The sequence below is a fragment of the Paenibacillus sp. GM2 genome (genome assembly GCF_900069005.2).
In the GTDB taxonomy this organism is placed as follows: domain Bacteria; phylum Bacillota; class Bacilli; order Paenibacillales; family Paenibacillaceae; genus Fontibacillus.
Genome location: NZ_LN831279.1, coordinates 3,080,620 through 3,096,961 on the forward strand (window position 1 = coordinate 3,080,620; position 16,342 = coordinate 3,096,961).

Here is a 16,342-nt window from a genome sequence, read left to right on the forward strand (position 1 = left end):
TATCTACATCTTATCCTATTGCCCCGGGACAGACCAGTCTCGCAGCCAAAAGGTATAGAAAGTGCACATCTCGCGCCAAAAAGGTCAAACATTGGCACAAATCCGACTCGTCTCTGCAACATCGGCCAGATAAAACAGCATCACCCTAAACCTACATAAGGTCAGGGCGATGCCGCACGCTTATTTAACGATTACTGTTATTTTCCCGCTAGACACCGTTCCGGCATCATTGATAAGCTCGCACCAGTATACATACGTGCCCGCCGATTTTTCGCGGATTTCGGTAATGGCAGATTGAGCTTGCGGTGTCTTGTTAATTAACGTCTGGGTATCGATCAACACATCATTTTCGTACAGCCGATAGGTTGAGCCATTCGTTCCCCACCACATATTCATGCTGACTTTATAGCTTCCATCCCCATCCCAATGATCATGAGAAAGTACAGGCTGACCCGGTGTCGCTTCATTTACAGTCACTACTAGAACATCGCTGCGCGTTGTACCAAACGCATTCGTTAATTCGGCGACATATTCATAGGTTCCATTGGGCTTATTGAACACAGCTGTAACTGCGGATTGAGCATTAGGCGAATCGTCTTTTAAGGCTTGCCTATCTATCGGAACGCCATTTTCATATAATATATAATCCGTTCCGTTATTCCCCCACCACAGGTTCATCGATATCCGGTAGCTGCCGTCCATAATTCCGGTATCATAGCCGTTATCAGAGGACAGCTTGGGTTGGCCCGGCACGCCTGTAGCGGCTGCAATGATATTGCCTGCAACGGCGGTCGCCGACCCTTCATGTCCGGCAGCATCGATGAACTCAAAGGTGAAGCTTCCATTCTGCGAGAAGGTATAGCTGTCGTTCCCATCATTGTTAGTAATCGTCACTGGTTCGCTGGGGATCATGGTGGCAGTAACCGGCTCTCTCGTTGGCTCCGTAGTACTATAACGAATGGAAGCTGTCGGCGCAGTCCTGTCAATTCGGAAAATAACTTCTTGTGTCTCCTCTATATTCCCGGCCCGATCCATTGATCTGTAAGTAAGGGTATATGTGCCATCCTCTGTAAACGTCAAAGGCTCTTTATAAGACAGCCATGTCTTTCCATTGTCCAGACTGTAGACCGTTTCCGCTACGCCGGAGGTTTCGTCCGCTGCCTTTAGCACCGCCCTCACTTCGCTGATATACCAGCCATTTCGCTCCGTTCCTTCCATGTTAAGCGACGTTTCCGGCGGAACCATATCTTCTGCTAAAGCCATCCACTGCATAGAGCGAAATTTCGAAGATAGCTTTCCATCCCCGATTCCCCCTCCCCATTCAATAAAACCTTTTCTACCCGCGCCGTCATTATCGTTAACAAGCATCGAGAAGCTGATGACTCCATGGTTTTCTGCTCTCACTGGCTCGATTTCCGACCAGGGCAACGCCAATTCATAAATTGTATATTTCAGCTCTTCATCCCTTGTGATAGCAAGCTGACTATCGATCAGCGGTCCTTTGTCCACGCCGGGAGGCGCCATCCATCTGTAGCTTTGCGGTCCTTCAGGGGTCTGCGAAATTCCGATCTCATGCCAATATGCCTTTTCGCCGGGAAGACCGTCCGAAATTGCAAATTGAAGGCTGTCATTATTCCAGATATCGGCCCCAGCCATTGAAGCCGTGTGCGTATCATCTTTTATTCTGGCCGACAGATACAAGTGATCCGCATCATAACTTAGCCAGACCTGGCCGCTTAGATCCCCTGCGCCTTGATATCCGCTCATTTTTACCGTGCCCTTCGACAAATCGATCGTAGATGCGCTGTTTAGGGTCTCCGGGTCAAGCGTCCCGTCTACAGTCACCGATCTGGCAGGCACGGGATTAAATTCGGCCGTTCCTTCATACGTATACGGCTCCAAGCCATCGATATAGACCGTCACCTTCAGGCTGCTGGTTATACCGATGCTCATGGAGGCAAGCGGGATATCGACTATCGCAGAGGATCCGGCGGCAATCTCTTCATTCATGATTTCAGTCCCCGACTGGGTTCCGAACCGCCAATCTACCTTTTGAAGCTGCATCGCCTTGGACTTTGACTCATTGTTGACAGCGACTCTAAGCGTTTGATTTAAATCCGGTTCTTCCATCATAGGGCGAATCTGGACAGTATAGGGCGGTAACGTTGATGTCCCGCTTCTCAGCAGACCGACCCTATCATTCCCCTTCAACAATACCGCTGTTACAAGACGGCTTCCGGGCTCAATTCCACTTGCCACCTCAATCGTCTGCACAGCTTGTTGGCCGCTTGGGGTCACTACAGGATGGATCTGGTCTTCCACAGCCAATTGAAAAGCAAAATCATCCGAATCGGTATTATTCGTTTCCAAAGTGAAAACCAGCGAATCGCCAATCCGCGCTTCTTCCCCGCTCAGGACAAAGGTCGAATCCCGTTCAATTCCATTCACTTCCCCAACCACAAAAAACGGCTCATTGCTTAATGTCACGAAAACGTTCCCGTTATAAGGCGTATACGTGCTCGTATTTCCCATCATATCTGTAATTTGTATCGGCGTGCTTGTATGGATAGCAGCCGGGATCGAGGAGTCTGCTGTTGACCAGATCACGCGAACATTGCCGCCAGTCTTCTGAAATACGTAGCTTCGAATATCGCTGTCTGTTGCATCCCGACTTGCAAACATAGCCGCATTCAGCATTTGTGTCATGGTGGCATAAGCTGTATATGCCGGCTTGGGGGTCAAGCTTCCCAGCTTATCATCCGGATTTCGCAGCAGACCGAAATTGTCCTCATTAATATTTTGAATACCGTCATTAATCATATCGTACCAGACGATTTTCTCCACTCCGTTAGCGAGCGCAACCACATTGGCCCGAATCAGATAATTCGCTTGTGTCTTCTCATCTACGCCCCGTGCATCACGCTCTGTGGGCCACCCTGTTTCATTAATCCAGATCGGTTTCAAATTCCCGTTATTATATTCACGAATTAAATCCTTCAAATTGAGGATGAGATCCTCGTAGCCTTCCGGCGCACCAGGATATAAATAGGGATGGATAGAAAAGCCGTCCATGTATTGCATCCCGCCGAGCTTGAACACAGCTTCGATCCATTTCAGATCCCCGACCGTCGATGTGCCAAGTACCGGTAAATCAGGATGCGAAGCCTTCAGCGTTTCATACGTTTTCTTTAATAGGGGATAGTAGTATTCCGGCTTGGAATCAGCAGGCCCATTGCCGCGGTCTCCAAAGCTGCCGTAAAATTCGTTATATACTTCTACAACGTCCAATTGGTCCTGATAATGATCAACGTAGGCTTTCATAAAGTTGGCGAAGCCTTCACGCCCGGCATCCGTGTATGGAGTACTGTCATTGTCGTAAAAAGGATTGGTATATCCCGAGACAAACAAGAAATCAAAATCATCTTTATTCAGCATATTCATGTAATAATCGGGCTGGGGGGTAAACGTATAGCTGCCCTGCTGTTTTTCAATCCCCCGCCATTCATAGCCGCCTCGCACCGTTCGGATGCCGGCCGCCTTAATTAGATCCACGATATTGGAGGTCAAATTTTGCGGAAGGCGGTGCAAATGAGTGGAAACTCCAAACGGTGATGCTTCATTTGTTGGCTCATCCCGGGGGGCAAGCACGGCAAACGGCGTTTTGAGCAGAACCGGGTCGCTTCCGTCCAAGTCCGCCCGTACCTGCAGCGTAAAATACCCATGCTTCAAATGGGGAACAGTCCAGGCGGCTTCGTTCTGAACGGTTGCTGCCGTTCCCTCCTGCGCCAGCGCTCCCTGATAATCATAAACCGCCCAGGATACGGCGGGCCTCGCCGTTTGAACTTTGAACCGGACAGCTTCGCCGTTGGTATATATATTGCCTGGGCGAAGCTGGATCAGCTCCGTCGTCGGCGTCCTCACCGTCACAAAGGGGCCGTCGCTGCTCCAGCTATTCTGGGCGTTGCCAGCTTCCACTTTAAACGTATACTTTTGGCCGACAGTAAGCCCTGTTACCGTATAGGAAGTGATACCTCCGCTTACTTTCCCCAATAAGACGCCATTCTGGTATACGGCATAACCTGTCACGCCAACGGTATCGCTAGCCGCATCCCAATCCAACTGTAAACCATTTTCGGTTATATTCGTCGCTTGAAGGCTCGCGCCAGCAGACCAGCTTGGCGCGCTTTCCTCCGCCCTGTCAACAGATATCTCCAGATAGGGATGGTTATCGGTATGCTCTTTACTGTTGAGGGAAACAGAATGACCTTTGGCAGCCTGCTGAATAAGGGCAATGCTGACAATGTCACCCTTTGCCAATTGCTGTTTAACAAAACTGGTAACATCCCATTCATGCCAGCCTGCTATTTTTCCTACGTTCTCCGAGCTCAGATAATGATCAATCTCCGGTTTGTTGTTCCAGGTTACCATATCCTCCTGCCAGGAGCTATCCTCCATCCCGTAGGCCTGTACTGCAATCGTCGAATTTTCATTATCGACAGCATACGCCTTCAATTTAACCGATCCGATCTCACCGGTGATGGAGCTAAGATCGAACTTCATGTACGCCTGCCTGTTCAAATTAACATCCGCCTCAAAATTTTTGACGATCAGCAGATTGGAAGAACCGAAATTTTTTCCCGCATTCCCGCCCGCATTGACATAAGTATCCTCCACCGGTTCGAGCTGCACAGGCAAGGAACCACCTGTCGAAGCTAACGCAGCTTCTGCTGCGGCAGCCGCGAGTCCCGGCGTCGCTCCATGCCAGGTCAGCAGAGAACCTTGGAGAATGACTACGGCCAAGAATACACTCATCAGACGAATAGGCGCTTTCGCGCGTTTTATTTTTAACACCCTTCTCACCCCGATCATTTTATTAGCAGGCACGACTTGCACTCTTAATAAGTTATCGTGATGAATTTCAGCGATGGGGCTTGCGCATCTCTAACTAAGCATGAAAGAGGACAGCCCTGTCCGCCGGCTTCTTCGCAAGAGTCAGTGTTATTGGCTGTTCAGGTGCTTCCAGCAAAGCCCGCACGGAATCGTCCGAGGGGGTAACGGCAGTTGTCATTTCAGGCTTTTCATTCGGGCCCGAGAACTTTAATGCAAACATGAATAACGCTTCTTCCATCGTGTGAAAATCGATCTCGGCGGGCTCTCCCTCATACAAAATATAATCGAGCCCCACGGTATCGTCATCCTGAACAAGGTTCCAGCGAAAATTTCCAAATCCGCCCATAACACCATATAGAGCCTGAACCAACAACCTGGTCTCTCCTAACTGGGCAAGGAACCGATCTTCGCCGCACTTTTCCCATACCGGCAGCTCTCCCGTGCTGCCAATTTCAATCCTGATTCGCAGATCAGAGGCTCTTATCCGCCCATGAATCGGATCCAGATTGACATGGGTATCTCCGCCGTCAAGCGCGAACTGAATGCCATACAAGACTAAATCATACTTCTGTTCACTGGTAAATATCGCTGAACAGAAGTCATATCCGTCATGCAATACCCGGAGATGCACATAGCTGTGCCCCTGATCAGCGTTTTGAACATATCCCAGCAAATTCCGACACTGCTTCCACATCACGTTATGATTAAATGTGCCCAGCGAATATTCAGGCGTCATATACGTGTAAGCCTTGCGCGTTCGGAACTCAGGATAGGCAGGCAAATCCTGCCTTAACTCCCGCACGCCAATACCGGTAAACAGCCCATACAAGCGCTGCGGACAGATGACGCCATGGCCATACCATTCAGAGCTGTAGCTAAATTGCTCCTCGCTCACAAACTGCACCTGCCCTCTACAGGCCATTTGCAAAAACGATAGATGCAGAGGAGCCAGAAATGTCCGGTATGATCTTGCATGTGGACCGGACCATTCCTTCAGCAGCGGATGGAAATGCTCGGCTACCATCAGCCAGGTCGTATCCAGCAGTTCATTGGCAAGCTGCCTGGCTTCTTCTGTACATGTATAGGTCGCAAGAGCGGACAGTTCCAGAATCGCTACTGTACTGTACGCCGGGCTATTGTATTCCAGAAAGGCCCCGGTTTGCATCGAGTAATCATATAATCGTCTCAGCCGTTGCAAACCATAATTAAGGAACTTAGAGTTTTCCAGCCATTCTCCGGCTATCAATGTTACAAATGACCCCATGATGGCAATATTCGTATAGTCCGGACCCACATTGCGTTTAATAATCGCTTCACAGCTGTTGCAAATGGCCTGCTGTGTTAATTGCCGCAGATCGGCCGGCAGGTTATTGCCGTGACGAATAAGAACAAGCAGCAGCCGCTTGCCGATGAAATCCGCCCAATTCCAATCGGGCGGCGACATTTGATCAAGAGGTTCGTCGTAATACCAGGACCAGATGCCAAATGTCGGCGAATCGGCTTCCTGATCCTGGAGCGACAGAACGGTACGCAGAATATCCAGCGCGCGGCCCCTATACCGCTCCTCATCGCTATCCAAAATCGCTAGCGCATAATCCAGTGATTCACGAATCGGGTACACATACTCCACATGCCGCAGCGTCGTATGGTAACCCGGAGATGTAAACGGCGTGCGCAGCAGCCTGATTTGTTCATTGTAGTTCCCATGATTTTGTTGAAGTGTTTCTTGCAGAAAAGGCAGCCAACAGCTCTCTTCCTCCAGCAGAACACTGCTCCATATCCTGTTTGACATGTGTTTACCTCCGTATCTTCCGGCGGATAGGTGCCTTCGGCCCTTTACAGGATTCGGAAAGCACCCCGCCATATTAGTCATTGAATCACTTCAGATTGTCTTTGTTCGCTTCATACCACTCCTGTGCCAGCTTTTCTACATTTTCGCCGCCTAGCCGCTTCCACTCTTTCCTCAGCTCATTCAATCCATCCGCAGGCGACATGGAGCCGCCCCCTGTAATCACTTTGGCTTCAATCTGCTGGGCGATCGGGGAGAATGTCGCGATCAACTGGCTCAATTCAGGAAAGTCCGGATTGTAAGCAATATCTCTGCGATATTTATTTTTCATAGCGATTTCAAGAGATTTTCCCTTTTCCTTGGCATAACTCTGAGAAACTTCGTCCTTAGCGGCCATCGCCAGGAACATTTCCGGCTTCAATTCATTATCCATCACAATGGCNATATTAGTCATTGAATCACTTCAGATTGTCTTTGTTCGCTTCATACCACTCCTGTGCCAGCTTTTCTACATTTTCGCCGCCTAGCCGCTTCCACTCTTTCCTCAGCTCATTCAATCCATCCGCAGGCGACATGGAGCCGCCCCCTGTAATCACTTTGGCTTCAATCTGCTGGGCGATCGGGGAGAATGTCGCGATCAACTGGCTCAATTCAGGAAAGTCCGGATTGTAAGCAATATCTCTGCGATATTTATTTTTCATAGCGATTTCAAGAGATTTTCCCTTTTCCTTGGCATAACTCTGAGAAACTTCGTCCTTAGCGGCCATCGCCAGGAACATTTCCGGCTTCAATTCATTATCCATCACAATGGCGTATTCCGATGCGTAAGCCACTTCCCGCTGAAACTGCTCAGGATCCGTCTTTTGCCGTACTCCGTCCACCATCGTGTAATGTACATTTTCTTCCCCGTATCTGAGCGGCACCCAGCCGTCTTTAAGCATCCAGTCAATGAACTCAATCGCCGCCTTGATCTCTTCTTCCTTCATCTTGCTGTTAAATGCGGTAAAAATACTCGGAGGGGCCTCTTGATACAACCCGTTCTTACCGTACTTGCTGCTGACGGACTCAAGCGGCACCAGTTTGGCATTGGGATCGTTCTTAACTAGGTTTCCGTTTAATTCCTCAATGTCCCAGTTTCCAAAATAGATGCCTGCCTTGCCTGTGGTCAGAAACTGTGCGGAACGCTGAAAATTCGTATCCGTAATATATTCCCGATCGATTAACCCCTCATCGAAGAGCTGCTTCTGGAAGGCCAGCGTATCCGCATGCCGATCCAATGTCCGGCCAAATTGCATTTTACCGTCCTCGATATACCATTGATTCTCGCTTGTAAAGAACAGAGCCTGGTCAATCGAGTTGGCGCTGTTGCTCATTGCAATGGGAACAGTATCTGCCTGGCCGTTGCCATCCGGATCCTCTTCCTTGAATTTGCGGGCTACATCAATAAGCTCTTCTACCGTAGCAGGCGCCTTTAGCCCCAGCTTATCGAGCCAATCCTGTCGAATCCACATGCCATGATTGGCAAGCGTCTCTCTGACGAACGACACCGCATATACTTCACCATTGAATTTCAAATAAGGCTCAAGCTCAGGGTGCTTTCCCAAATAAGATTTATAGGTCGTACTGTATTTCTCGATATAGTCGCCGATCGGCTGGATCGCGCCTTGATTGGCTAATTGACTAATGTAGTTCCGATCATATTCCCAGATCAGATCAGGCGCTTCACCGGCTGCAATCAATGCATTCAGCTTGGCCTGCGCCTGGCTCCGCGTCACCGGAACCCACTTTACATTTACCGGTGACTGCTCATTGATCCACCGGGTCCAGCGATTATCCTCATACGTCCCTTCCTCTGTCGGCACCTTGCCGCGATCAAACATTGAGATGCTGATTTCTGGCTTCGGGCCATCTTCAGCCTGTTCCGATGTCGCTGCAGCACCGCCCGGCTTGTCTCCGGAAGTTCCCTTCGAACCACAGGCCGCCAATAGCAGCATCAACAGCAGCAAGGTCATCACCAAAGCAAAGGTTGATTTCCCTGCAAATTTCATTTTTTTCATCGTTCCATCCCCCTATAGGTTTCATGAAAAAGTTGACTACGCTAGCCTATATAACCGGACACCTTCAGCCCTTGACTGACCCGATCAGCACGCCTTTGACAAAATGCTTCTGCAGAAACGGATACACGCATAAAATCGGTGTCACAACAATGACGACGGCGGCGGCCTTGAGCGCCTCAGGTGTCAATAGCACCTGTTCCAGCCCTTCGTTGCCATTCATACTGTTCAACAGATTGCTATCTACCGCGCTTACCATCTGATAGAGCTTGACCATAACCGTCAGCTTCGTCGATTTTGTAATATACAACATCACATTGAAATAGCTGTTCCACCAGCCCACCGCATAAAATAGAGATAGTGCGGCCAGAATCGGCTTGCAAAGCGGCAGATAGATTTGCAGCAGGATTCGCCAGTCGCCAGCGCCGTCAATGGATGCGGACTCCTCGATCTCGCCGGGCAGCCCCTCCATAAACGTCTTCATAACAAACATGTTATACGTGCTGATCAGCCCCGGCAGCCAAACGGCCCAATACGAATTCATTAGCCCCAATGACTTGATCAGAATAAAATTCGGAATCAGGCCGGCCACAAATAGCATCGTAAACGTAATGAGCATCAAGAGCCAGCTGCGACCAGCCAGTCGCTTACGTGAGAGCGGATAGGCCGCCAGAATCGTCATCACCATGTTGAACAAGGTTCCAGCCACCGTAACGAGTACGGTATTTCCCATCGCCATAATCAACTGTCCGTCATCGAACAACCGCTGATAAGCAACCGTATTAAACTCAATCGGCCACAGGAACACTTCCCCTGATGTAATCGCTCTGCTGCTGCTGAAGGAGGCCACGATTTCATACCAGAAAGGAAATAACGTCAGCAGCGACACAAAGCCGAGAAATACGTAAGCGCTTACGATTCCGAGCTTGCTTACAGGATCTGTCTTCATTGAACTACCACAACCCCCGTTCCCCGAAGAGTCGGATAGACCGGTTAACGGTCAGAACAAGAATCACGCTTACGACCGATTGAAAGAGTCCAATCGCCGTCGTATAGCTATAGTTCATATTTTGCAGCCCCACCCGGTATACATACGTACTGATCACATCGGCGACATCCAATACGGAGTTGTTCTGCAGCACCAGGGTTTGCTCCAATCCGACATCCATCATTTGCCCCATTCTGAGAATCAGCAGAATCGCAATTGTACCGCGGATACCGGGCAGTGTCACATGCCACATTTGCCGCAGCTTCGAGGCTCCATCGATTTTAGCTGCCTCATACAGCTGGGGATCGATCGAGGCCATCGCCGCCAGGTACAGGATCGTCCCCCATCCCGCTTCACGCCAAATGCCCGAGATCGTATAGGCGATTGGCCACCAGAATGAATCTGCCATAAAATAGATCGTCTCGCCTCCGGTCAGCCTCTTCAGCAGAAGATTCACAATCCCCGTGCTTGGCGATAACGCGGCCACGACAATGGTACCGAGCACAGCCCAGGACATGAAATGCGGGATATACAGCATGTTTTGCACAATACGTTTATACCAGTTCCGCCGAACCTCATTGAGAAGCAGCGCCAGTATAATCGGAACAGGAAAGCCGAATACAAGACTGTACAAATTCAGAACGAGCGTGTTTCTGAGTATTCTCCAGAAATCCGAGCTTTGGAATATCATTTGAAAATGCTTGAATCCAACCCACTCGCTTCCGAATATACCGTCTGCAAACCTGTAATTCTTAAAAGCAATAATCTCTCCGACCACCGGAACGTATTTAAATAGAAAATAAAACAGGATCACAGGCAACAGCATCAAATATAAATGCTTATCCCGAATCACCCGACCCCAAACTGACTGCCCGCTCATACTTTCTCTTCCTCTCGCCACATAAAGTCTCACCCTTTCGCAACATGACATGCAAATTGATCCGCAGCTACAATTCTGATTGTATGAAGGGCCGGGGGAGCCGAAAAGAGACGGGTTTTATATTTAGTGACTTTTCTTATTCATGGGCAGGTCGCATTTTTTATGGTCCGTTCATTTTTTTATGATTCAAGCGCAACAAACCCTATTCCAAGGCGATTTTGGTCGTTGAATTCTGCAGTAGCTCACGCTGCTCGGAAGGCGTCATACCTGTATATTTCTTAAATGCCCGCAGGAAGCTGCGCGTATTGATATAACCGACCTCTTCGGCAATATCATTAATTTTACGATTTTTGTCCGTCAACAGCCCAAGCGCTGCATGAATCCGGGTCTCTATTAAATAATCGATGAAATTCTTCTCCGTATGCTCTTTAAACAATTTACTGATATAGGTCGGACTGAGCCCAAACGTTTCCGCCAGATGTGCCAAAGAAAATTCGCTTTCCCGGAAGTGTTCTTCAATATATGCCAGCATTTCCAAGATCAATTTATTGCTGCCGCGCTGCTTGCGTCTCTCTTCAACCCTGCCCGCCATTTGCACAAGAATATTCAGCACCATTTGCTCCAGCTCCTGCCAGTTGCGGCTGCGATAGATGCGCGTGTGAATCCTGCCCATATTATCCATGATTTCATCCACATCAACGCCAGTGGCCGCAACAGCCTGCAGCGATTTCATCACCAATTCATAGGAGAAGTGGCGTATCAGCTCCGGAGACAAGCCATGTTCAATTGCATCCTGATATAAGCGGGAAACCTGATGCGCTATCTTCTCCATCTCGGTTTGTCTCAAGGCTTCAATAATGTGATCCGTCATCTTCAGAATGCGGTAAAAGTCCTGATGCTCCGAGCCGCTTAGATCCTCAAAGGAAATAACAGTTTGGCTGCCCAGGATCAGCCGGTATTCCAGCGCCTTTTGTGCTTCGGCATAAGAGGTTGTAATATCGCGTATATCTCCATAACATCTGCCTACTCCGACAGTCACCAACAGTCCGAACTGCTGCTTCATAATATCCAGCACCAGCTCCAGAATGGCCAATGCGCGAAGATGGTTCTGCTCGGCATCTCCCTCGGCGAAGCTGATAATCATCGCGGCCCGCCCTGAACCGGTATCTATCGCTACACCCGCGGTCTCCATATTGATCAATTCCTCAGCGACATTACAGAGCATGTAGGTGTACAGGGTTTCATCCTTGGCGCTCATACCGCTGTCTTTGCCGATTTCTGCCGCACAGACAATGAACATTTGCGGGAATAGTGGAAAGCCCGAATATTCCAATTGCCGATTGACGGATTCAAATTCAGTCCGATAACCCGTTAACACATCCATCACCATTCTCCACTTCACGATCGGCTTGGAATCCCGTACCTGCTGTTCCAATTGCTTGCGGTCAACATGCATTTGGTCAAATACCTTCTCCAGATAATCCAGCTTCACAGTGTAACCCGGTTTGCCCTGCCTGGAGGCTCCCGTCATTTTAACGGCTAACCGGTCAAGGGGCTTGAAGGTGCGCCGATTCACGTAAAACAGGACGGACAGCGCCAACACAAGCATGATGATGACAATCGCGACCATCAGATTGCGGAGCGATTCCAGCGGCTGATATAACTCCGCTTCAGGAATTACACTGACGATTCTCCAACCTGTATAATTGGACGTGATATAAAAGACCGATTGCTTGCCTCCGTTTGCTTCGGCCGTGAATTGTCCGCTCTCTGTTTTATCCAGAACCTGCTTCATATAAGGAATGTCCGTCACATTTTTGTATAGCTGCGTTTTATCGTCATGAGTCACGATATTCCCTTTGTCGTCAATAATAAAGGTATGTACTCCGTCCTGGCCGCCTTCAAATACATCGCTAACCATCCGGTAGAGTACATCCTCATTGATATTTACAGCGACCAGCCCTTTACGGTAGCCCGGATTGCTGATCAATGGATAAGGACGGATCAGTGTAATGACATCCTGCAATTTCTCCCCATCCCGCACCTTATGCGTACCGATCCATTTCGAGTAGCCTTCCATTTCGATATAGCTTTGCAGCCAGTTGTCCTCGAATTCATTGTTCTTGATTAACGCCTTGTCGGTCATCATATCGCCGCTCGTATCCGAATAGACAAAAACAGAAGATAATTGCTCATTGGCGTGAACCAGGGTTTGCAATTTATTAGATAAGCCGAAGGAATTGGCATATTTTTGGGAGGGATCTTCATAGCTGTCATACATAAAATATACGTATTCAAGCTCCTGCGACAGATTAAGCAGATCCTTTTCAGTTGCCCGAAACACAAGCTCGATTCTGTTATCGATTTGCTTGAGCAATGCAATGTGCGTCTCCTTCAAATCACGCTGCAGACGTCCCACCATGCCAAAATAAGACAAGCTAAAGGCCAGGATGATAATGACAATGCAAATGGAACCATAGATGATCATGACCTTTCCGGAAATACTTAATCGCATGCAAGTCCCCCCTATTTGCCTGTAAGATTGAATTAATCCACTCCATTTTGAAATTAATATATCATTCTATAATTGCCCTGAATATCTGCTGATAGAAAAAAACCCTTCTGAATCTATGATTATCCAAAAAAGAGCATCACAGTTCAAAAGGGATAATAGAGTAGCGGCGAATATCTTGCTAAGCTAGAGCAGTTGCGTCCGGCTGCCGCCTTTGGCTTCAATAATCGTTCCGCCGGCATCAAGCCATACGGAGTCAGCGGAAGGATTATATACAAACTCCATAGAAGCTGCAAAACGAAGATGTTGGTAACAATTCAGGTAATCCGTGATCTCGATGTTGGTGGCATACCAGATGTCATCACGACGACCGACCGATTCACAGAAGCTTTCGATTAACTCCCAATTGTTGTCCTGGTCGAATTCATAGCTATGTCCCCATACATACATCAAATATAGATACTGTCTCCGGTCAAGCTGCTTGAATGGCTCTGTCAGGGCAAGCAAATTCTGATTATGATGGCAGGTTGGATTCCACTCCATCAGATCATCCGGCATGTGGAAAGCGCCATGGCTTGCCACCGTACGCGCATAATCAATGCCCAGAGCCGGCAACAATTCTTTGATTTGACGGTTCAGCGATCCATTGGGATAGGAAAATCCGCGGACCGGATAACCCGTTATTTTCTCCAACACTCTCCGGTCTTCAATAATTTCGCTGACGATCTGCTCTCTTGCACATCTGGCGAGCGTAGGGTGATTCACCGTATGCGCTGCAATTTCGTGGTCCCGGTAGAGTTCTGCAGCTTGATCCAACGGGATTCTATCCCCCTCTCCCGCAAGTCCCGAGTTCAGATGAAAGGTCGCTTTGATCCCATAGTCATTCAGCAGACGAACCAGCCGTCGGTCCGCCGTTCTACCGTCATCATAACTAAGTGTCAGCACCTTATGCTTCCCTTCGGGGAAAGCGAGCAGAACATTGTTCATAGGGATTCCCCCGTCTCCGTATATGCTAGTGATAACAGGATAAGTACCAGTCCCTGACCATATAAAGTTGGATAACACGGGATTTGATGATAGGACGGGATATCCGGCATCACCGGCGTCCCTCCGGAGACGCCTTCTACGGTTCCGTCCGGCGCAATGAATTCCTCTACACCTTGCAGCGCCTTCTCGGCCGCTTCTTTGTACACAGCATCCAGCCAGCCTATGCGCACTCCGGCTAACCATCCTGCTGCAATCCCTGCACTTCCGGATGTTTCCTCGACAAACCCGGACTGATCCAACACCGTGCTCCATAAGCCGCTGTCTCTTTGATACTGCCGCAGGCCTGCCGCCAGCTGCTGATAGCGTTTCACAATTTCATCAGATAACGGAATCAAGTCCCGGATTTCTGCGGCAATCCAGGGTGCCGCCAGAATAACCCAAGCATTAGCGCGGGCCCAACGGGCGGCGGACATATGATGGCCTTCGCTGCCATTCCATCCGTGAAACAGCACGCCTGTCTCCGGATCCTGCAGCAACCGTAAATGGACTAGCAATTGGAATTCCGCTTCTTTCGCATACTTGCTGTCCCCGGTCAGCCTTGCAAGTCTCGCCAAGAAGACCACCGCCATAAATAACGTGTCCGCCCATGCTTGATCGGAGAATTGAGCATCCTCCGTAACCGTATGTTCAAAAGCGCCATCGCGAGTACGGGGCGCTTCCGTCAGCATCCAATCCCCAATTTTCGTCGCGGTGTCCAAGTACCACTGTTCCCCGGTCATCCGATACAATGCCGGAAAAATCGCATACGGCGCCATTGAATTAATGACTTTTACCTGCTCGCTTTTATGTTTATTGCGTTCCGTCCACCGCTGTAAGTATTCAATCGCTGTGGCGTCGCCTGTCAATTGCCCATATTCCAGAATTGAAATGACTCCGACCCCCGGTACCCAATCCCAGCTTTCAATATTCATTCCCCAGTCATCCGCCGGAACATCAATCATACGATGAAAGACATGCTCAGCCCGTTGCTTGAATTTAGACTTCTTATCCATCTGTCCACTTCCTAATCCTCATTGAATTGGTTGGCGCCTGCTTTAACTGTAAAGGATTTAATAATACTCCGCTTGGTCTCTTGTACAAAAATTATGGGGATTTTTCCGGAATTCCAGAGAACGCTTTCACAAAACATGCTAAAATCTACTTAAGTCCCAATGTTTGAAATTGGAGCTATATGATTTCAAATCATACGCTTAACATCTTCCTTTGGAACGGAGACTTCATATGATGGATGCAAGTTATATCTCTGCCGACTATCAAGTAGATAACGAGACGAATCGCTTTCTGGATGATTTTCCGGTCCATTGTTTTTTTCGCGATGGAATAATCGGCCAAAATAAGATGCATGCCCATCGGGGATACGAGTTCTATATTTGCCTGGAAGGGGAAGGACAACTGTTGATCGCAGACCGCATGTACCCGCTGCTTCCAGGAACAGTGGCCATCATCAAGCCATATGTGCTGCACCGCTCTTCGGTCGTCGGTACAAAACCTCTGCACCGGATCGTGCTGGCACTGGATGAACGTTATGTACAAACTTTGTCCCAGGCCCCCGATATGAAGCGCTGTATCGACATGCTGCTTGCCGAACCTAAGCTGCAGCCCATCTGGCAATTATCAGACAGCAAGATGGCTAAGCTTCAGACGATACTCCAGCAGCTTGCCCGCGAGGTTACTGAACATCCGGATTTCTACGAGACGGCGATGCATGCGCTGCTTGCTGAACTGTTCGTTATGCTGGCAAGAGAACAGCATTCTGACCCGGGTGCTGATGATCATGAGCAGAGCGCATTTCATTTAGCAGAGCGCCTTTTAAGCTACTTGTCTGCGTATTATGCCGAGCCGATTGAGGTTAGTCGCCTTCATGAACAATTTAATGTCTCCCGTTCACATATGTACGAGCAATTCAAACAGGCCACCGGACATTCCTTAAACCGCTATTTGACGTTATATCGGATCAATCAGGCCAAAAGACTGCTCAGGGATACACCGCTCTCTGTGACTGAGATCGCTTCCGCCGTCGGTTTTGGCGATCTCTCGCATTTCTTCCATACGTTCAAAACCGAAACGGGTGTAACGCCGAACGCATTTCGCAAGCAAAACCGGAATGATTAAGGCCTGCTAGTTTAACAATGAATGTTGGATCAAAAAAACAAAGCCCCTCACGTATTAAACATGAGGGACC

At 48.9% G+C, this 16,342-nt stretch carries 9 protein-coding genes; 1 reads left to right on the plus strand and 8 read right to left on the minus strand.

Annotation, left to right across the window (positions count from 1 at the left end):
* Positions 1 to 180: 180 nt before the first annotated feature.
* From BN1360_RS23730 to BN1360_RS23770, 8 genes are all read right to left on the minus strand, one after another.
* Complete coding sequence (locus BN1360_RS23730; RefSeq protein ID WP_229521089.1) at positions 181 to 4,851, minus strand: CBM96 family carbohydrate-binding protein; 4,671 nt, start codon at positions 4,849 to 4,851, stop codon at positions 181 to 183.
* A 94-nt stretch (positions 4,852 to 4,945) separates the two neighbouring features.
* Complete coding sequence (locus tag BN1360_RS23735; RefSeq protein WP_068782303.1) at positions 4,946 to 6,682, minus strand: hypothetical protein; 1,737 nt, start codon at positions 6,680 to 6,682, stop codon at positions 4,946 to 4,948.
* 455 nt (positions 6,683 to 7,137) lie between these two features.
* Complete coding sequence (locus BN1360_RS23745) at positions 7,138 to 8,736, minus strand: extracellular solute-binding protein (protein WP_229521090.1); 1,599 nt, start codon at positions 8,734 to 8,736, stop codon at positions 7,138 to 7,140.
* 64 nt (positions 8,737 to 8,800) lie between these two features.
* Positions 8,801 to 9,682 carry a carbohydrate ABC transporter permease gene (locus tag BN1360_RS23750; RefSeq protein WP_068782305.1) on the minus strand — a complete coding sequence of 294 codons (882 nt, stop codon included), beginning with the start codon at positions 9,680 to 9,682 and terminating at the stop codon, positions 8,801 to 8,803.
* A gap of 4 nt (positions 9,683 to 9,686) precedes the next feature.
* The gene (locus BN1360_RS23755) at positions 9,687 to 10,601 is read right to left on the minus strand and encodes an ABC transporter permease (RefSeq protein WP_068782306.1); all 915 of its coding nucleotides are present in this window, start codon (positions 10,599 to 10,601) and stop codon (positions 9,687 to 9,689) included.
* 202 nt (positions 10,602 to 10,803) lie between these two features.
* Positions 10,804 to 13,116, minus strand: a complete 2,313-nt coding sequence (locus tag BN1360_RS23760; RefSeq protein ID WP_068782307.1) for a helix-turn-helix domain-containing protein — start codon at positions 13,114 to 13,116, stop codon at positions 10,804 to 10,806.
* Positions 13,117 to 13,299: 183 nt separating this feature from the next.
* On the minus strand, positions 13,300 to 14,100 hold the full coding sequence (locus BN1360_RS23765) for a polysaccharide deacetylase family protein (protein WP_068782308.1): 801 nt from the start codon (positions 14,098 to 14,100) through the stop codon (positions 13,300 to 13,302).
* Positions 14,097 to 15,152 carry a glycoside hydrolase family 88/105 protein gene (locus BN1360_RS23770; RefSeq protein WP_229521091.1) on the minus strand — a complete coding sequence of 352 codons (1,056 nt, stop codon included), beginning with the start codon at positions 15,150 to 15,152 and terminating at the stop codon, positions 14,097 to 14,099. The genes BN1360_RS23765 and BN1360_RS23770 overlap by 4 nt, the downstream gene beginning before the upstream one ends.
* A 229-nt stretch (positions 15,153 to 15,381) precedes the next feature.
* On the opposite strand from BN1360_RS23770, the gene BN1360_RS23775 reads away from it, so the two are divergent.
* Entirely contained in the window at positions 15,382 to 16,272 is an 891-nt protein-coding gene (locus BN1360_RS23775; RefSeq protein WP_068782309.1) for a helix-turn-helix domain-containing protein, read from the plus strand.
* The last annotated feature ends 70 nt before the right edge of the window (positions 16,273 to 16,342 follow it).

Bases quoted from the DNA above. Each gene is read 5' to 3' on its own strand.
- BN1360_RS23775 (WP_068782309.1), top strand. From the start codon at position 15,382: ATGATGGATGCAAGTTATATCTCTGCCGACTATCAAGTAGATAACGAG.
- BN1360_RS23745 (WP_229521090.1), bottom strand. From the start codon at position 8,736: ATGAAAAAAATGAAATTTGCAGGGAAATCAACCTTTGCTTTGGTGATG.
- BN1360_RS23750 (WP_068782305.1), bottom strand. From the start codon at position 9,682: ATGAAGACAGATCCTGTAAGCAAGCTCGGAATCGTAAGCGCTTACGTA.
- BN1360_RS23760 (WP_068782307.1), bottom strand. From the start codon at position 13,116: ATGCGATTAAGTATTTCCGGAAAGGTCATGATCATCTATGGTTCCATT.
- BN1360_RS23755 (WP_068782306.1), bottom strand. From the start codon at position 10,601: ATGAGCGGGCAGTCAGTTTGGGGTCGGGTGATTCGGGATAAGCATTTA.
- BN1360_RS23765 (WP_068782308.1), bottom strand. From the start codon at position 14,100: ATGAACAATGTTCTGCTCGCTTTCCCCGAAGGGAAGCATAAGGTGCTG.
- BN1360_RS23770 (WP_229521091.1), bottom strand. From the start codon at position 15,152: ATGGATAAGAAGTCTAAATTCAAGCAACGGGCTGAGCATGTCTTTCAT.
- BN1360_RS23735 (WP_068782303.1), bottom strand. From the start codon at position 6,682: ATGTCAAACAGGATATGGAGCAGTGTTCTGCTGGAGGAAGAGAGCTGT.